Here is a 16,934-nt window from a genome sequence, read left to right on the forward strand (position 1 = left end):
TCTTTACTTAATTCTTAGAACCAGACGCGAGTGGCGCCCGCTTCACTTTACTTGGCCAGAACACCGCATCCCCAAGCAGCATCGTGATGGAAGGGACAAGGAACGGCCTAACGATGAAGGTATCTAAGATTACACCGACGGCACAAATGACACCGAACTGCACAAGCACTTGTATCGGCAGTGAAGCTAGAACCGCAAAGGTGCCTGCTAAAATCAAGCCTGCCGAAGTGATAACACTGCTCGTTGAGCTAACGCCTAATCGTATCGCATCCTTCAGTTTCAACCGATTTCTTTCTTGCCAAATGCTCGAAATCATGAAAATATTATAATCCTCGCCTAACGCTACAAGGAAGACGAATGCATATAGCGGTATCAATCCTTGGATCGCTGCTGTATCCATGAAATAGTGCAAGATAAGCCACCCGGCACCTAACGCTGAGTAATAGGAAAGCAGTACCGTTGCAATCAGATAGACGGTTGCAACAATGGAACGTAAATATACGAGTAATAGGATCGCGATTACGGTGATAACAACTGGGATTACAATTTTCGTATCCCGCTCTACGACGGTTTTGGTGTCATATTGGGTGGCAGTCTCGCCACCAACCCAAACCTGAGGGTTAGCAATACCTGCCTCAGTTAGCTTTTGTTCCAAGGTGTTTCGAATCTCAGGAATCTGATTGATGACATCCAAATCGTAAGGATCTTGCTTAAAAATCAACTCAAACGCCTTATAATTGGCGTCCTTCTTACTATCCTCAGGTTTGCTCACCGATTCCACATAAGGCAACTTAGCAAGCGCTCCTTGGACATCTGCCGTCTTCCCTTCCGTATTGACGACCACTTTAACTGGTGCCAGTGATCCCGGTGAAACATGCTCGGATAGCAAGCTAAATCCTTCACGTGACGGCATAGCGGAAGGGAACGACTCCAAAATATTATACGTAAACTTAATTTGCGGGGCGAAAGCTGCTAACGCAATAAGAATGATTAGTGAAATTGCGAGCACGCTTTTGGGTCTTTCCGTCACCACTCGCCCAAGTGCAGCATTCATGGCACCAACAGGCTTTTGCTCGCGAATGCGTTTCCCTTTGCGTGCTTCTTTCTCTGCTCGCATTTCTGCTGTCAACGGAACGAATGGGTAGAAAGACACACGTCCAATAATCGCAAGAAGCGCTGGAACAAGTGTTAGGCTCGCAACGGCCATAATGAAAATCGCTACGCTAAACGGAATCGCGAACCGATGATTGGAACCATAATGAGAAAATAGTAAGCCCAGTAATGAAACAATTACAGTGAGTCCACTCATCCCAATCGCACCTGTTGATCCACCGAATGAAACGCGAAGTGCGGTATATTTATTTTTCTCGTCCAATAAGGCTTGTCGATAGCGAGCCACGAAGAAGAGGCAATAATCCGTTCCTGCTCCGAACAATAGGACAGTCATAATGGAGATTGACTGCGCATCAACGGTAATCCATCCCTGCTTTGCGAGGTAACCCAGAATAGGTGAAATGATGCCATAAGCAAAGCCGACGCCTACTAAGGGAATAAAAGCCAGAATTGGAGAACGATATAGTAGGATTAGAAGAACAAGAACGAGCAACACCGTTGCCAAGAGTAAAGCGAAATCTGCTCCTTTGAATAGCGCTGTTGCATCCGTCTGAATGCCTACAGGGCCTGTAATTCGCGCATGCAAACCATCTTCCTCAATTTTAGCTTCAAAGGGGTCAATGCCTAATTGACTTACGGTCATCTCTTCCAGCTTCTTCATACCTTCCTGGAGAACTTCCGTTTCCGTCCCTTCGTTAAACGAAATCGGCAGGACGAGTATCTTGCCATCCTTGGATACCATGCCTTTAAGTGCAGGAGCAGGCATCTGATGCAAAGGGGGTAATCCTTTCTGAGCAGCTAACGGTGTATCCGTAAGCTGTTTCGTAACCTTTTGAACAGCTACCAAATCTTGATCTGTCAGTCCAGATCCACGATACCAAACAACGAGCGCTGGCACACCCTCATTACTTGGGAATTGTTCTTTCATCAACGCTGCTGCTTCGAGCGACCAGGAATCGGATGGCAGTTGCCTTGCTGCATTATTTTCTTGTGAATTGACGTTAGGTAGAAAGACAGATAAAATGCCTGTAAGTAAAATCCAAACGGCCAATGTTACCCATTTGCTGCGACGACCCGCGACAATACCGCCTATTTTACTGAAAAAAGGATTTTCATGCATGACGTAGCCTCTCTCCTAAAAAATGAAATAGTGTTATAATTAATCTCGTAACAGAATTAATTATATATACTATATAGTTAATTAATCAAGTTTTTTATTTAAAATCCTCTCAGGAGTGACTCTTATGGAAAAAAAATCAAAGCCTCTCGGCAGACCACGCGTCTCCCAGGGCGACATGCCTCTTAATCAGAAAATTTTAATGACGGCTATTCCTATGTTCTTGTCCCGGGGCTTCGAGTCCGTCTCCATGGACGATATAGCCAAAGAATGCCAGGTAACGAAAGCATCTGTCTATTACTATTTCCCTTCCAAATCCGACTTGCTTACAGCCTCCATGATCCAATTGATGGATAACGTAAGACGTGTAACCATTAAACGCTTAGGCGAACCTGCTCCGCTTCGCGAAAGGCTTCTAGGCATTACAGAGGGTCATCTGAAAGCTGTCGATTTCGACCTGCATTCGTTCATGCGCAAGATGGAGGCCACACTTTCCGAAGAACAAATGAAAGCCATGCGCAAATCCGAACAAGGCATATTGGATGCGCTCGAAACCGAATTCCAGAAGTCGATTGACTCCGGGGAAATCGGTCCAGTCAATCCACGTGTGATTGCACGCGCATATACTTCACTTCTCATGATGGGCCATGCGACGGACGACGACGGGAATAAAATGTTTCCTCATGAAGGTGAAGCCGCTACGCAAATTATCGACATTCTATGGCATGGTTTATTCCCGCCACAATGATAAAGCGATTAGGAAGCATCCTTTGTCGTGATATTCGTGCAAACAAAAAAGACAGCCCCGAGCGAACTCGAGAACTGTCTTTATTGCTTGTGCTATGACACTATTTATAAGTAGGGAATCCCAGAGTCTTATAATTTGGTGACGTTAGCTGCTTGAGGACCACGGTTACCTTGAGTAATATCAAACTCAACGGATTGGCCTTCTTCTAATGTTTTGAATCCTTCGCCCTGAATTGCGGAGAAGTGAACGAATACATCGTCGCCTCCATCAACAGAAATAAAACCGTACCCTTTTTCTGCGTTAAACCATTTCACTGTACCCTTCAAATGAACAACCTCCTAAAAATATCGCCATCTATGGCGAATAAGGAAATTATACCATTTGAGTCGTGAAAAATCAACGGAAATTCCGAGGTGGATAAGCTAAAATTTGTTGATGTACCAAGGTTTTCCACTATGCAGAGGGCTACTTTTTTATGCTTAAAAATTGATGAGAATTCGGTAGAAAAGGTAGACTAGCTTCTCGTTTTTGAACGGTACATCCAGCCAACACGAACTCGTTGATTAGATCAGGCAGACGCGAATATTCCTCTGTGCGGAAACTCATTAAGGGGTAGATCCTTACCTCGCCGCCTGGCTTGCAAACACGAAGCAGCTCACGAACAGCCCCTACATGAAACGCATAATCGAACTGCTCTTCATACAGAAAAAGAAAATGACTGCACATCACGAGATCAAAACTCTCCGATTCAAATGGTAAAGAAGGTAAAGCAGCCATATGATATCTGGCTGATCCTTCCGTGCTTGAGAAGTCCTCTATAAAACGTTGTAAGGCTTGAATACGTCCTGCCCGATGTTGCTGAACAGATCCGTAAAACGTCCAGTCGTATACATCAACTAACTTGGCCATCTTCATGGCGACAAGCTCAATCTCTTGCATGCCATGCTCTGAGATAGCACTTGGCGACTTCGCATACAACGGATCAACCGCCTCTGCGTAGATCCCAAGCTGCCTTGCTTCAGACGTAAACGAAGATGCGCCACCAGCGACGTCCAACACTCGTTTTCCAACCATCTCTACCCTCTGCAACATAAACATTTTCTCGTATTCAACATACGATCTTGAGGTCATGGCGACCCCAGTTTGCTCATAAACACGCTTCTGTTCCATGCTCATCTCTCCTCGACTCGGCTCTAACCCCTTCCCTCTGGAAAGGATTAGGAGAATTCTATCACGAGAGATTGCCCTGCGCAACAAGAAAATAACGAAAAAATCGATCCCCCTGTTTGGAAATAGCGGCAATTTATGATACGATTGTTTACATCTATAAGCTTATTACAGAAACGAGGAAAAAAGCCATGTCGCATCAACCCTTCAAAAGACATACGATTTATAAAAAAGATAAATGGAACATGCTGAATGTCGAGGTTCAAGGTACCAAAATCGTTCTAACCGAAATCTCTGATCAATGGGGCGAAGAGTGCCATACTTTTATTGGCCGACCTGCCATGCTTCACTGGGCCAACGAGCGCTTTACCAAAGAAAATTTCGATGGTACAGAAGAAGAATTGCAAGCTATTATGGATGCTTTTAAAAACGTGTAAAAAAAAGCGGACTATTTTGAAACGCATCGCATATACTAAACGTATAATCTCATAGTAACACTCCAAAGGGGAGTAGCTGATACAGTAAAGTCGTCAATTCGGATCCTCATCAGATCCCGGCTTTATTGGCAACGACAACGTTGTTAGCAAGACCTTTGCCATGTTCATTGGTGAAGGTCTTTTTTGATGAATTAGAGCCTTCACCGTACAAAAGGTGCTGGGCTCTTTTTGCATTAAAAAAAACCTTGAAGGAGTGTGTTCGCGTATGGATTGGTTGTCAACGGGCTTTTTCGTCTCTCTGCTAAGTATTATTCTGATTGACCTGGTGCTTGCTGGTGATAACGCGATTGTAATTGGGATGGCGGCACGTAATTTGAAAAAGGAAACACAAAAGAAAGTCATTCTCTGGGGCACGGTTGGCGCGATCGTGATTCGAGCCTTGGCCACGCTTGTGGTCGTTACGTTGCTCAAAATACCTGGGCTGCTGTTAGTCGGCGGTATCTTGCTTCTATGGATTTCGTATAAGCTTCTCAGCGAAAAGAAAAGTCACGAGGATATGAAAGTGAAGGACACTATGTGGGCAGCAATCCGAACGATCATTATCGCGGATGCAGTCATGGGATTAGATAATGTCATCGCAGTCGCTGGTGCTGCACATGGCAACTTCTTGCTCGTCATTATTGGTCTACTTGTCAGTGTTCCTATCGTGGTCTGGGGTAGCACCTTATTCATTAAATGGATCGAGAAGTATCCTTCGATTATTTATATAGGTGCAGGCGTACTGGCGCTTACCGCTGGAAAGATGATTACCGGCGAAAAGTTCCTTGCCCCGTTCTTCGAATCCAATCCGTTAGGTAAGTGGTTATTCATTGGATTACTCGTCGTCCTCGTGCTTGGTGCAGGTAAATGGTCAAAGATGATTGGCTATCAAGTAAGTGTCGGGGATAGCGGACAATTAACTCTTCCCAAAGAGCTTAGTGAAGAGGCACAAATTTCCCCTGAGGATCGTTTCACAGTTAAAATGGATTCTCGCGGCAAGTTTATTCTGGTGAAAGAGGAAGACGATGATTCGAACCAAGATTCCATGCAGCATGCCGGTTGAAAAAGGAGTTTGACCCTACGTAGCGAAAATTAGTATGATATGGAACAAGTATCATACTCTATAGGAAAAAGGATGATTTTCGATGACCGATTCTGGATCTATACTCACATTTGTAATTGTATCCTTTTGCCTGGCGATCATTTTAATTATGAAAAAAGACAGCCTTCCGGCACAAATGAAACGCTATCTGGCTCTGCTGGCGATTGTTATGGTTTCCATATCCTTCGTTCTGATCTTGCTTACCTTCTTCCGAGCAGGAACTTGAATTTACTTCCTTCCAGCTTTTTCATATAATGATAATTAAACTTGCAATCGGTCATACTAGGTGAAAACCATGGATTGGGATTTCAGTTAGAACATCCCTCATGGGAATATGCCGGGAGCGTGACCGCAATGCGCCTTCTTTATGTAACAGCTGTAATGGGAATTCTTCTTAGCTCCATCCCCATAGCTGATTTACACGCAAAGGATACCAGCTTACCCCAATCTCAAAACAAGGACAGGAGGGCTCCGATGACTCAATTATTGGAACGCAAGCAAGTACCGGCCGAGCACCGTTGGCAATTGGAGGATTTATTTGCTAATCAGAAGGCTTGGGATCAAGAATTTCAAGAGGTAAAAAGCTCGCTTAGCAAAGTCAGTGCCTTCCAAGGAAAACTTAACGATGCGGCTTCCGTGAAGCAAATTTTCCAATTGGAAGATGAGCTTTCTGTGAAAATGGAAAGATTATATGTCTATGCCAACATGAAGCATCATGAAGATACAGCTGAACCTGTTTATCAGGCTTTATCCGAAAAAGCAAAAAAACTCAGTGTTGAAGTTGGGGAAGCAGCTTCCTTCATTTCTCCTGAAATTTTAAGCCTCTCGGACGAAAAGCTTCAGCAGCTTGTGAGCGATCCTTCCTTATCTTTTTATAAAGATACGCTTGAAGAAATGATTCGTCAGAAGCCACATACGTTATCGAAAGAACAAGAAGCACTACTTGCTCAAGCCGGCACAATGGCAGGGGCGCCAAGTACGATTTTCGGAATGCTGAACAATGCAGACTTGAAATTCCCGAAGGTGAAGAATGAAAAAGGTGAGGAAGTTGAGCTTACCCACGGGAGCTACATTCAGTTCCTAGAGAGCCGTGACCCTGAGGTTCGGAAGAATGCTTTCAAAGCGGTGTACGAAACGTACCGCAATAATCGAAATACGATTGGTGCGACACTAAGCGCGAATATCAATAAAAACATTTTCTACGCCAAAGCGCGGCACTATCCTTCTGTTCTTGAATCCACTCTATTTGGTGACAATATCAAAAAAGAAGTGTATACAAACTTAATTTCCACCATTCATGAATCCTTGCCACAGCTGCAACGCTATCTCAAACTCCGTAAAAAGCTGCTCAAGGTCGATGAGTTACATATGTATGACCTGTTTGCACCACTCGTTGAAGAGTTCAAGATGGATATTACTTATCAGCAAGCCAAAGAAGAAATCAAGAAAAGCTTAGCACCGCTAGGCGAAAATTACTTGAAAATCCTTCAAGACGGCTTCGACAACCACTGGATCGATGTATACGAGAACAAAAATAAACGCAATGGTGCTTATAGCTGGGGTGCTTACGGTACGCATCCTTACGTCCTGTTAAACCATAAAGATAACTTAAACAGCATGTTTACATTGACACATGAGATGGGTCACGCGATTCATTCCTATTTGTCGGATGAGAACCAAGAGTATCGTTATGCGCAATACACCATTTTCTTAGCAGAGGTTGCTTCGACACTTAATGAGGCTCTTCTCATGGATTATCTGTTAAAACGTGTAACGGATCCGAAGGAAAAAATGTACTTGCTCACGTACTATGCAGATCAATTCCGGACGACAGTATTCCGTCAAACGATGTTTGCTGAGTTCGAAATGATCACGCATGAGAAGGCAGAAGAAGGCGAATCCCTGACACCACAAGAGTTCAGTGAAATCTACTATGGCTTGAATAAGCTGTACCATGGCAATGATATGGTTGTAGATCAAGATATCGAGATGGAATGGGCTCGGATTCCTCACTTCTACAACAGCTTCTATGTTTATAAATATGCGACAGGCTTCTCTGCTGCTACATCATTTGCGAAGCAGATTTTGGACGAAGGCCAGCCAGCGGTTGACCGCTATCTCGGCTTCCTGAAAAGCGGCGGCAGCGACTACTCGTTGAACATTCTTAAGAAGGCTGGGGTGGATATGTCTACACCTGAGCCGATTAAGCAAGCTATGAGCGTATTCAGCTCGTTGTTGGATCAGATGGAAGAGCTAACGAAGTAAACGATTCATCGATACATGGGAAGCCCTCTTAATGCAGTTCGTGGGCTGATAGCAAACAAAGAAAAGGTTGAAAGCAGAGGCTTTCAACCTTTTTCATAACAAGAGAGGAAGATAGTACATGAAGATGCAATGGATTCTAATCAGTGCTTTAGTGTTTGCTCTTATAACCGCAGTTTTTGCTGTCGTCAATGTGGAGCCTGTACAAGTAAACTTCATGTTCGTCACGACGTCCACACCATTGATTCTCGTCATTTTAACCTCAACCTTATTAGGTGGTCTAATTGTTGGCCTCTTCGGCATGGTTCGTCAATATAAGCTGCAGCGTAAAGTTAAACAATTAGAGAAACAACTTCACGAAGCGCAACTTCCACCTACCGCATCCACCTCGGTTTCCGACCTAGAAAAGAATGAGCCAAGTGTATAGACTTATTAAGACTTACTGAAAAACAACCATCAGAGTGGTAAGGTGCTCAGGTAGAAGCATATTACCCCTCCGATTAATGAGGAGGTTGCGTTTACCACATCATTACTCATCCATCTCATGCCTCGAATTTGCCTAGCTTTCTGAGTACAATGTTCCTTCTTCTCAATTGTTTTATCGCAAACCTCGCAATGAAACATCACCTGCAGCGTCGCCCCGAGCCAAGAGTCCATGAGAGATCCACCTAAGCCGGCAATTGCACCTACCGCAACTAAGAACATGATTGAATTACTTATCTCCTGTGTCTCCCCTAGTTGATTGAAAATGCCCCCCACAAGTCCGATAAACGCTCCGCCAAGCAAGGAAGCTACGATTCCTAAACTTGTAATTCCTCCTGAAGTACCTGCAGCCACCCGCTTCCCATTCACAATAGACCGAGGAATCGACTTACTCAAGCCGCCAATTTCTGTTGCCCACGTATCCGCATTCACGGTTGCCATAACACCTATATACATATACCACCAGACAGGATCAGACCAGATCGCATTTCCGATACAAAGCAGCAAACCAAGTCCTCCATTGGCGGCAACTTGACCTGCATCGCGTCGCCCTCCTTTGGCATAGACACTTTCTGCTGCGGCCTTACGCTGATGTTTGAGTTTTGAAAGCAAGCTAGAAGAGATGAAGAAGGCGATTAGTGTTCCGAACCACGCTAGCCTCCCACACGCATACATCGTCGTTCCTAGCAGCACCGCTGCTATCAGCCCAGTTATAGATAAGGATTTCTTCCAATAGGCAGCACCTGCAATTATTACGCTTCCTATGAATCCATAGACTACCGGCATAAACAGCATAAATACGTTTCTCCCCGTTCATTTCAATTTCTGAGCACACATTAATTATGTATATTGTATCATATTCTTCCAAGTCTCTTCCTTGTTGCGTTTTGTAAAATTAATTCGACATTTTTCGGTTATTTCTGCAAAATGTTAACCATAAATAGCCTATTCTATGATACTATAAAAGTAATAAGCGATAGGAGGCTGACATGGAGCAAGATCACTTCACTACCAATTCCACTTTCAAAAAAGACCTAGAACCCGAAGACATGCTGCGTGTCATTTTCGACTATGCTTCCAAGATTGCGAACGAACGGCTTCTTGATAACGTACTTATGCTAATGGCGGATATGGGGCGTGAGATGATTGTCTCCGATCGTTGTACCGTCTGGCTGCTCGATACACAAAAGAATGAGCTATGGTCTAAAGTAGCTCATGGTCTTGATGAAATCCGAATCCCAAGCTCAGCTGGCCTTGTCGGCTATGCCGTGACGAATGATCAAGCTGTCTTCATACATGATGCTTATACCAATGAAGAATACAAATCTTATTTGCAAAATGGCGCTCTCCGTACGGACCAACAAACGGGTTATCGCACAAAAGCCTTAATGGTCATCCCCTTCCGGAATAGTCAAGGTGAGATTATGGGGGCTTATCAAGCGATTAATAAGCTAACAGCGTGTGAACAATTCTCCGATAAAGATATGGAATATTTGACTTTGGCCTCCTCCTACGCTGGAAAATCCTTAGAGTCTGCTCTCCTCACGATGGAAATTGAGGAAACCCAGAAAGAAATCATTTTCCGGATGGGGGAAATTGGTGAAAGCCGTTCTAAGGAAACGGGTAATCATGTGAAGCGTGTTGCCGAGTATTCGTATTTAATAGCGCTTGAGTTAGGTATGAGTCAAGATGAGGCTGAACTGTTGAAGATTGCATCCCCTATGCATGATATCGGCAAGGTAGCCATCCCTGATGCGGTTCTCAATAAGCCGGGCAAGCTGACCGAGGACGAGTTCAAACTCATGCAAAATCATACGCTGATCGGCTATAATCTGCTTCGAAATTCGACCCGCTATATTCTCAAAACCGCCGCGGTCGTTGCTTATGAGCATCACGAGAAATGGAATGGTCGAGGGTACCCTCGCGGTATTAAAGGTGAAGAGATCCATATTTACGGTCGCATAACGGCTATAGCTGATGTTTTCGATGCCCTTGGCAGTGATCGTGTCTACAAGAAGGCTTGGGAGCTCGATCGTATTCTCCAATTGTTTCAGGGGGAACGCGGAGAGCATTTCGACCCTGATGTGGTTGATGCCTTTTTCAAACAATTACCTGCTATTCTCCGTGTAAGAGAGCAATATTCGGATGCTGCTCTAGCCAATCCAATTGAAACGAATACATAGAATACCAATGAAAAGGGCAGTTCTCAGAGGTCTCAGTGACCTTGGAGAACTGCCCTTTTATGCTATAAATGAATGGAAAAAGCTCCAAATAGCTCTTCTCCCCAGTGCAACTCTAAGCGGTCGCCATCTTGGACAGGGCCTACACCTTCCGGCGTCCCCGTGAAAATGATGTCACCAGGACCTAATCCATAATGCTTCGCAATGTAATCGATGATGGTTTGAAGATCGAAAATCATATGAGAAATGTTCCCGTCCTGAACAACTTGCCCATTCTGACGAAGCTGGAAGTTCGATTTCGTCAATTCGGACGCCCCTGGAAACGGACGGAACCTTGTGATTGGAGCTGACTTCAGGAACCCTTTAGCAGGTAGCCATGGTTGTCCCTTTTTCTTGATCACGTTCTGTACATCACGAAGTGTAAAATCAATTCCAAGTGCATATTGATCGACGATCTCATCGACTTTTATACCTTCCGAGTACTGCTTTGAAATATGTAAGACGAGTTCCGTTTCATAGTGAATCTCACCTTGATCATTTGGGAGAGACAGTGAGCCTCCATCCATATGTACTAATGCATGAGTAGGTTTCGTGAAAATCATCGGTTGATCAGGGACGTCGTTCCCAAGTTCTGCCGCATGTGCGCGATAGTTCCGTCCAACGCAATATATATTTCGGATCATTGCTGTCATGTTAGATGAACTCCTCTTCTATTTCTTATTCACATTCCCTTGTGCATCCACCGTGGCACCTATTGAAATCTTGCTTAATCGTTGAAATAGCTTCGCCCCATCTTCCTCATTCATTGGAGTAGGCAAGGCTAATTTCGTCAAAATCGGCACCAGATGAATATTGCAGGACTTGTCCTTCGTACAAGCCGCTTCCAAGATGACGGTTTCCCAAGTTTTGGGCGTGTCATTCGTCGTAAAGATGAAGTTCCCTAAACTATAGGCAATCCATTTGCCCTTATATTGTTCAAAACCTTGCAGGACATGCGGATGTCCGCCTATAACAAGATCTGCCCCTGCATCAATGTAACGATGTGCGAGCTCCTTCTGATTTTTATCCGGATTGTCATCGCGTTCTACACCCCAATGTGCCACAACTACAACAAGATCAGCTGTTGCTTTGGCTTTCTCGATGGCTTCAACAGGCGGCTTATAGTTATATGTTTCGGCAACGCCAGGATGACCAGGTGCAGCTTTCCAAGAAGCTTCCGGAACAACACGGCTGAAACCAAAGACAGCAATCTTCATGCCATCTTTTTCCACGATGGTCGGCTGGTAGGCTTCTGAGTTATCCTTGCCGGCTCCCACTCGCTTAATGCCCTCTTCATCCAGCGCTTTCATCGTATCTAGCAAGCCTTCAGATCCATAATCCATGATGTGGTTATTGGCTAGGTTGACAATGTCAACACCTGCTTGTTTAAGCGGGGGCAATGCCTCAGGAGCAGAACGATACACGTACTCTTTGCTCTGAACGCTGCCTCTAGTCGTTATTGGTGATTCCAAATTTGCAATTGTAAAATCAGCTTTGGTCAAGAAATCTTTTACATTCGTGTACGGGTAATCATAGCCTTTTTGCTTAAGAATATCTTCTACTTTGGAGGCCATAATCACATCACCCACAAAAGTTAATTTCACTTGTGCGCCAGTTCCTACTTGCTGTACCGCTGCTGCATTCGCTGATGGTGTTGGTGTCGGGGTAACGACGGTAGAAGCTTTGGGACTTACCTGCACAGTCGAATTTCCATTCGTAGTGGAGGCCGATGGTTTCGGTGAAATTACAGCCAAAGGTGTCGAAGCCGCTCCCTCTTCTTCCCCATTATTATAATTGGAGGACAAATAAGAAGCCCCGATTCCAATGGCAAAACAAGCAATCGCTGCAACTGTGAAGCCACCTAAAACTTTAAGTGAAGGCTTTTTGCTCGGATTTGATTCTTTTTTCGATTTACCGTGACGTTCTAGTCTAGATTCCAATTCAAACATTCCCCTTTCCCCCTACAAATTATAACAGATGTCGACATCGTTGGGTAATAGGAAGAGACTCACATTTTCAGAATGCCAACCTTGTGGTATAACAGAAGCTATACATAGGAACAGAAAGGACACGGGTCGCTTGGAGAAAATCGCCATTATTTCCGATATTCATGGAAACCTACCTGCTTTGGAAGCAGTGCTTCACGATATTGAGCGTAGAGGCCTTACACGTATCTTCTGTTTAGGCGATCTTGTTGGCAAGGGGCCAAGCTCTGCAGAGGTTGTTGACCTTATTAGATTGACTTGTGAAGCCGTTGTGCAAGGCAACTGGGATCTCGGCATTACGATGCCGCAGGAGCTTCCTGCTGGCTTGTGGCAGCAACAATCGCTTGGTGATGAGCGACTAGCCTATTTAAAGCAGATTCCCTTCTCGATCGACGTGATGCTCAGCGGGAAACTTATTCGTTTGTTCCATGCGTCGGCTAAGAGCGTCTTTCATCGATTGAAACGGGAAGCTTCCAAGAATGAGCGACTAGCGATGTTTGAAAATACGGAGATGACCGGAATCCCTTACGATGGGACTGAGCCGGATATCGTTGGTTACGGAGATATCCATATCCCGTATATGTTGACGTTGAGCAACCCTTCGGAGAGAGGTGCGAGTACGGGGGCGCCGGTTGAGGACCTGGGCGAGCGGAATGCTGGCTTAGGGGCACGGAAAGCGGGCGATGTGGAGCAGAGTACTGACCTGGGGACAGTGAGTCTGGCAGAACAGAATACGAGTACGGGGACGCAGCGTGCGAGTCTTGGGGATCGCCAGGGGCTGATACTGTTCAATGTAGGCAGTGTAGGCGTTCCATACGACGGCATACCTCAGGCGTGCTACTGCGTGATCGAGGGGGAGACAGATCCTGCGGTTCAAGCAGGGGTTTCGCTGCAATTTGTGCGGGTGCCTTATGATATTAAGCGAGCTGTACAGATGGCGTATGAGGTTAAAATGCCGGATAGTCGAAGGTACGAATTGGAGATTACGACGGGATTGGTGCATTTGGGTGATTAAGTTGATGCTCCCACCTATACTTCCTCCCCACAACCCGATAAGATAAATGGAAAATATCCCGGTATTATCAGCTCCAAACACCTATTTGTACTTTTTTTCCAGTTAATCCAAACTTTCAGCATAAATACCGAAAATTAGCTGGAAGGTTTCCATTTATTCGACAAGCCTTGTGGATTGGGAAAGATTTTACCCTTGGATGAAAACTCATGGAAATTAATTCCACTATATGCTAATATAGGTGTACGATGGAAAGTGAGGCTTATCTGAATGAAGCTAAATTGGCGTAAAATCATACTGATTATCGTTTGTGCAGAATGTTTGTTTATCTATTGGAACAGCCTTAGCACGATGAGCTTCAAGAAACAACGTACAACGACTCACCTCGCACCTGCCAAGCAACCGCAGGCACCATTAACACAAATTCAACCACAAATAAATGATACGAAAATGATCGATTCTGATTTACATACGAAGGATAAGGCCTCCTAACAAGACGAAAGAGCGATCAGCTGCTAGCAGCGAATCGCTCTTTTTCTCAATTCATTTATTTCACCCGAGCTAAAGCCAAACCATCATAAGCCGGTAATATCGTACTTTCCAGCCGCTCATCTGTCGCAATCCGCTGATTAAACGTTCGCATCGCTTGAACCGATGCCTTCGTTTGCTTCTCATCAACAACTTTACCGCGCATCAACGTGTTATCTCCAGCAATGATTGCACCTGGATTCGCCAGCTTGATCGCAAGCTCCAAGTAGTTCGGATAATTCACTTTATCTGCATCAATAAAGAAGAAATCGAAGCGCTCGCCCCGCTCCAGCAGCTCATTCAAGTGATCGAGTGCTTCGCCAATCCGATACTCGACGAATTCGCCTAGACCTGCTTCGGTCACGTTGCGCTTCGCCACATCCGCGAAATCTTGTTTCAGCTCTAGTGAAATGAGCTTGCCGCCCTCTTTCAACCCTCTAGCTAAGCAAATCCCACTGTATCCGCCTAACGCACCAATTTCCAACACTCGCTTCGCACCAATCATCGTAACCAGCATCGTTAACAATCTGCCATATCCTGGAGCGATAGAAATCTCAGGCATGTTGTGAGCAACAATGACCTCTTTCACCCGTGTTAGTACGGCATCTTCTTCATATAAACCTTCCATATAACTTTCTGCAGAGATCGTCTCCATGTATTTGTCCTCCTAAATTCGCATCGTATATAGGTACTTTGCAATACCCGTTTGTAAGTGTAACCTATTTGTCCTATACTTGTTAATTGTATGAGTTTTCTGAGCGTTGTACAACCCGGATGGAAGGACTATACCTATGCCACAAAAAATTGAACTAATCGCCACTTGTCCGATGGGACTTGAGGCTATCGTTGCCCGCGAAATCCGTGACCTCGGTTATGAGGAAATGACCGTCGAGAATGGACGCGTCCGTTTCTTTGGTGATGAATTGGCCATCTGTCGGACGAATCTTTGGCTGCGAACAGCCGATCGTGTCCTCGTGCTAATGGGGCAATTCAAAGCAACAACCTTCGACGAGCTTTTCGAAGGCACCAAAGCTCTCGCTTGGCCAGACTGGATCCCGAACGATGCCGAATTCCCTGTCGAGGGACGTTCCCATAAGTCACAATTATCCAGCGTTCCCGCTTGCCAAGGGATCGCTAAGAAAGCTGTCGTTGAGAAGCTTAAGCAGCGCTATGGCACCGAATGGTTCCCCGAGAACGGAGCTCGCTACGTGATTGAAGTTGCGCTTCTGAACGATATCGCGACGCTAACGATCGACACGACCGGCCCCAGCCTTCATAAGCGCGGCTACCGCAAGCTTGTGACCGAAGCGCCACTGAAGGAAACGATGGCGGCAGCTTTGATCCTGTTAAGCCGCTGGAACGTCGACCGGCCGCTCTACGACCCGTTCTGCGGGTCGGGAACCATCCCGATCGAAGCAGCCATGATCGGCTGGAACATCGCGCCAGGCCTGCGGCGCAGCTTCCCTAGTGAAGCTTGGGGGAACATTCCCCGCAAGCTGTGGGACAAAGCCCGCGACGAAGCGTTCGACGCGGTGAAAGACAACGTGCCGCTGCACATCGTCGGCAGTGATATTGATCCTGCTGCCATCGAAGTGGCAGAGGCGGCCGCCAAGGCAGCTGGACTGACGAAGCAGTTCCAGCTGAAGGTTGAGCCCATCGCCAAAGCGCGTCCGCGTGGCGACTATGGCTGCTTGATCACCAACCCGCCGTACGGCGAGCGTCTTGGTGAAGCACCGGATGTCGAGCTGGCGCTGCGCGAGCTCGGCGCATTAACACGGCCGATGCCGTCGTGGAGCCTGTTCATCCTGAGCCCGAGCACGCAGCTCGAGCATTATATGAACCGCCGCGCTGATAAGAAGCGTAAGCTTTTTAACGGACGGATCGAATGTAATTTGTTCCAGTATCTAGGGCCTCTGCCTCCGCGCAGATAAGAGTCGTAGCATACAGATAAATAAAACAGCGGCAGCGAGACTTTACGTCTTTGCTGTCGCTGTTTTTGGTTTACTCATACAGAGAGGCATCCCATTCCCTAGCCAAGGCAACGGACACAGAAGCCCTTATTCGGCGAAATATCGCCGATTCAGAACGCTAACGGACACCAGCGCTTCTATTCGCCATTTTAGAATGAAATTTGTTCCGAAAATGAGCAAATAAGAGCTCTGGTGTCCGTTACGCGCATAAAGTAATGAAATACAGTACAATAACGGCACTGGTGGCCGTTAACCATTAATCTGACTAATCGATCTACGATTTTTTAGTCAGCTGTCCGATCTACTTTGGCCCGCTCAGAATTTCACCTATCCAACAATCTCCACCAATTCCAAAGGCAGTCCATCCGGATCCGCGAAAAACGTGTACAGATTCCCCGTAATCGGATCAATTCGCACTGGCTCAACTTGAATTCCTTTGCCTTCTAACTCTTGTACACTTTGCTCCATATCTGCAACAACGAAGGCCAGATGACGTAGTCCTCTAGCTTCTGGTTGATTTACACGCAGTGGTGGATTCGGAAAAGAAAACAATTCAATTTCCTGCGCGGTATCCCCGATTCGCAAATCCAATTTGTACGAGTCTCTTTCAGCGCGATAGGTTTCGTGAATGACAGTGAGTCCGAGTAAATCAACATAGAAATGCTTCGATTGCTCATAATTCGAACAAATAATCGCAACGTGATGCATCTGTTTTAATTCCATTGAATATGGCCTCCTTACAAAGAAAAACC

General features: G+C 45.6%; 18 protein-coding genes. 10 read left to right on the forward strand and 8 right to left on the reverse strand.

The window, feature by feature from the left end; translation table 11 throughout:
• Positions 1–7 precede the first annotated feature (7 nt).
• On the reverse strand, positions 8–2,233 hold the full coding sequence (locus tag ASL11_RS16370; RefSeq protein WP_056616358.1) for an MMPL family transporter: 2,226 nt from the start codon (positions 2,231–2,233) through the stop codon (positions 8–10).
• Between the two features lie 124 nt (positions 2,234–2,357).
• Here ASL11_RS16370 and ASL11_RS16375 point away from each other — a divergent pair, with 124 nt between their 5' ends.
• Positions 2,358–2,978, forward strand: coding sequence for a TetR/AcrR family transcriptional regulator (locus tag ASL11_RS16375; RefSeq protein ID WP_056616361.1), 621 nt, complete (start codon positions 2,358–2,360; stop codon positions 2,976–2,978).
• 128 nt (positions 2,979–3,106) lie between these two features.
• Here ASL11_RS16375 and ASL11_RS16380 read toward each other — a convergent pair whose 3' ends face one another.
• Together ASL11_RS16380 and ASL11_RS16385 are read right to left on the reverse strand one after the other, a co-directional pair.
• Positions 3,107–3,304, reverse strand: a complete 198-nt coding sequence (locus ASL11_RS16380) for a cold shock domain-containing protein (protein WP_028556542.1) — start codon at positions 3,302–3,304, stop codon at positions 3,107–3,109.
• A 139-nt stretch (positions 3,305–3,443) separates the two neighbouring features.
• Positions 3,444–4,148 carry a class I SAM-dependent methyltransferase gene (locus ASL11_RS16385; RefSeq protein ID WP_063795585.1) on the reverse strand — a complete coding sequence of 235 codons (705 nt, stop codon included), beginning with the start codon at positions 4,146–4,148 and terminating at the stop codon, positions 3,444–3,446.
• 188 nt (positions 4,149–4,336) lie between these two features.
• Here ASL11_RS16385 and ASL11_RS16390 point away from each other — a divergent pair, with 188 nt between their 5' ends.
• The 5 genes from ASL11_RS16390 (at position 4,337) to ASL11_RS16410 (ending at position 8,412) form a co-directional block, all read left to right on the forward strand.
• Positions 4,337–4,582 carry a hypothetical protein gene (locus ASL11_RS16390; RefSeq protein ID WP_056616367.1) on the forward strand — a complete coding sequence of 82 codons (246 nt, stop codon included), beginning with the start codon at positions 4,337–4,339 and terminating at the stop codon, positions 4,580–4,582.
• Between the two features lie 265 nt (positions 4,583–4,847).
• A complete protein-coding gene (locus ASL11_RS16395) occupies positions 4,848–5,684 on the forward strand; it encodes a TerC family protein (protein WP_056616369.1) in 837 nt (278 codons plus the stop codon).
• Between the two features lie 82 nt (positions 5,685–5,766).
• Entirely contained in the window at positions 5,767–5,949 is a 183-nt protein-coding gene (locus tag ASL11_RS16400) for a hypothetical protein (RefSeq protein WP_056616372.1), read from the forward strand.
• Between the two features lie 248 nt (positions 5,950–6,197).
• Positions 6,198–7,988: an oligoendopeptidase F gene (pepF, locus tag ASL11_RS16405; protein WP_056616376.1), complete on the forward strand. Its 1,791-nt coding sequence runs from the start codon at positions 6,198–6,200 to the stop codon at positions 7,986–7,988.
• 118 nt (positions 7,989–8,106) lie between these two features.
• Entirely contained in the window at positions 8,107–8,412 is a 306-nt protein-coding gene (locus ASL11_RS16410) for a LapA family protein (protein WP_056616379.1), read from the forward strand.
• A gap of 29 nt (positions 8,413–8,441) precedes the next feature.
• Here ASL11_RS16410 and ASL11_RS16415 read toward each other — a convergent pair whose 3' ends face one another.
• The gene (locus ASL11_RS16415) at positions 8,442–9,254 is read right to left on the reverse strand and encodes a DUF92 domain-containing protein (RefSeq protein WP_157256960.1); all 813 of its coding nucleotides are present in this window, start codon (positions 9,252–9,254) and stop codon (positions 8,442–8,444) included.
• Positions 9,255–9,457: 203 nt separating this feature from the next.
• Here ASL11_RS16415 and ASL11_RS16420 point away from each other — a divergent pair, with 203 nt between their 5' ends.
• The gene (locus ASL11_RS16420; RefSeq protein WP_056616385.1) at positions 9,458–10,651 is read left to right on the forward strand and encodes an HD domain-containing phosphohydrolase; all 1,194 of its coding nucleotides are present in this window, start codon (positions 9,458–9,460) and stop codon (positions 10,649–10,651) included.
• A gap of 62 nt (positions 10,652–10,713) precedes the next feature.
• Here the strand turns inward: ASL11_RS16420 and ASL11_RS16425 are convergent, their stop codons facing one another.
• Complete coding sequence (locus ASL11_RS16425) at positions 10,714–11,340, reverse strand: fumarylacetoacetate hydrolase family protein (RefSeq protein WP_056616388.1); 627 nt, start codon at positions 11,338–11,340, stop codon at positions 10,714–10,716.
• An 18-nt stretch (positions 11,341–11,358) separates the two neighbouring features.
• A complete protein-coding gene (locus ASL11_RS16430) occupies positions 11,359–12,636 on the reverse strand; it encodes a CapA family protein (protein WP_056616391.1) in 1,278 nt (425 codons plus the stop codon).
• 130 nt (positions 12,637–12,766) lie between these two features.
• Here ASL11_RS16430 and ASL11_RS16435 point away from each other — a divergent pair, with 130 nt between their 5' ends.
• Positions 12,767–13,687 carry a metallophosphoesterase family protein gene (locus tag ASL11_RS16435; protein ID WP_056616393.1) on the forward strand — a complete coding sequence of 307 codons (921 nt, stop codon included), beginning with the start codon at positions 12,767–12,769 and terminating at the stop codon, positions 13,685–13,687.
• 267 nt (positions 13,688–13,954) lie between these two features.
• Positions 13,955–14,176, forward strand: coding sequence for a hypothetical protein (locus tag ASL11_RS16440; RefSeq protein WP_056616396.1), 222 nt, complete (start codon positions 13,955–13,957; stop codon positions 14,174–14,176).
• A gap of 55 nt (positions 14,177–14,231) precedes the next feature.
• Here ASL11_RS16440 and ASL11_RS16445 read toward each other — a convergent pair whose 3' ends face one another.
• Complete coding sequence (locus ASL11_RS16445) at positions 14,232–14,867, reverse strand: O-methyltransferase (protein WP_056616399.1); 636 nt, start codon at positions 14,865–14,867, stop codon at positions 14,232–14,234.
• Between the two features lie 136 nt (positions 14,868–15,003).
• Here ASL11_RS16445 and ASL11_RS16450 point away from each other — a divergent pair, with 136 nt between their 5' ends.
• The gene (locus ASL11_RS16450) at positions 15,004–16,143 is read left to right on the forward strand and encodes a THUMP domain-containing class I SAM-dependent RNA methyltransferase (protein ID WP_056616402.1); all 1,140 of its coding nucleotides are present in this window, start codon (positions 15,004–15,006) and stop codon (positions 16,141–16,143) included.
• Between the two features lie 366 nt (positions 16,144–16,509).
• Here ASL11_RS16450 and gloA2 read toward each other — a convergent pair whose 3' ends face one another.
• The gene (gloA2, locus tag ASL11_RS16455) at positions 16,510–16,905 is read right to left on the reverse strand and encodes an SMU1112c/YaeR family gloxylase I-like metalloprotein (RefSeq protein WP_056616404.1); all 396 of its coding nucleotides are present in this window, start codon (positions 16,903–16,905) and stop codon (positions 16,510–16,512) included.
• Positions 16,906–16,934: the final 29 nt, after the last annotated feature.

Origin of the sequence: Paenibacillus sp. Soil750, from assembly GCF_001428045.1 — a bacterium.
In the GTDB taxonomy this organism is placed as follows: Bacteria; Bacillota; Bacilli; order Paenibacillales; family NBRC-103111; genus Paenibacillus_E; species Paenibacillus_E allorhizoplanae.

Bases quoted from the DNA above. Each gene is read 5' to 3' on its own strand.
- ASL11_RS16445 (WP_056616399.1), bottom strand. From the start codon at position 14,867: ATGGAGACGATCTCTGCAGAAAGTTATATGGAAGGTTTATATGAAGAA.
- ASL11_RS16410 (WP_056616379.1), top strand. From the start codon at position 8,107: ATGAAGATGCAATGGATTCTAATCAGTGCTTTAGTGTTTGCTCTTATA.
- ASL11_RS16375 (WP_056616361.1), top strand. From the start codon at position 2,358: ATGGAAAAAAAATCAAAGCCTCTCGGCAGACCACGCGTCTCCCAGGGC.
- ASL11_RS16440 (WP_056616396.1), top strand. From the start codon at position 13,955: ATGAAGCTAAATTGGCGTAAAATCATACTGATTATCGTTTGTGCAGAA.
- ASL11_RS16390 (WP_056616367.1), top strand. From the start codon at position 4,337: ATGTCGCATCAACCCTTCAAAAGACATACGATTTATAAAAAAGATAAA.
- ASL11_RS16370 (WP_056616358.1), bottom strand. From the start codon at position 2,233: ATGCATGAAAATCCTTTTTTCAGTAAAATAGGCGGTATTGTCGCGGGT.
- ASL11_RS16430 (WP_056616391.1), bottom strand. From the start codon at position 12,636: ATGTTTGAATTGGAATCTAGACTAGAACGTCACGGTAAATCGAAAAAA.
- gloA2 (WP_056616404.1), bottom strand. From the start codon at position 16,905: ATGGAATTAAAACAGATGCATCACGTTGCGATTATTTGTTCGAATTAT.
- ASL11_RS16450 (WP_056616402.1), top strand. From the start codon at position 15,004: ATGCCACAAAAAATTGAACTAATCGCCACTTGTCCGATGGGACTTGAG.
- ASL11_RS16420 (WP_056616385.1), top strand. From the start codon at position 9,458: ATGGAGCAAGATCACTTCACTACCAATTCCACTTTCAAAAAAGACCTA.
- ASL11_RS16395 (WP_056616369.1), top strand. From the start codon at position 4,848: ATGGATTGGTTGTCAACGGGCTTTTTCGTCTCTCTGCTAAGTATTATT.
- ASL11_RS16400 (WP_056616372.1), top strand. From the start codon at position 5,767: ATGACCGATTCTGGATCTATACTCACATTTGTAATTGTATCCTTTTGC.
- ASL11_RS16425 (WP_056616388.1), bottom strand. From the start codon at position 11,340: ATGACAGCAATGATCCGAAATATATATTGCGTTGGACGGAACTATCGC.
- pepF (WP_056616376.1), top strand. From the start codon at position 6,198: ATGACTCAATTATTGGAACGCAAGCAAGTACCGGCCGAGCACCGTTGG.
- ASL11_RS16385 (WP_063795585.1), bottom strand. From the start codon at position 4,148: ATGGAACAGAAGCGTGTTTATGAGCAAACTGGGGTCGCCATGACCTCA.
- ASL11_RS16415 (WP_157256960.1), bottom strand. From the start codon at position 9,254: ATGCCGGTAGTCTATGGATTCATAGGAAGCGTAATAATTGCAGGTGCT.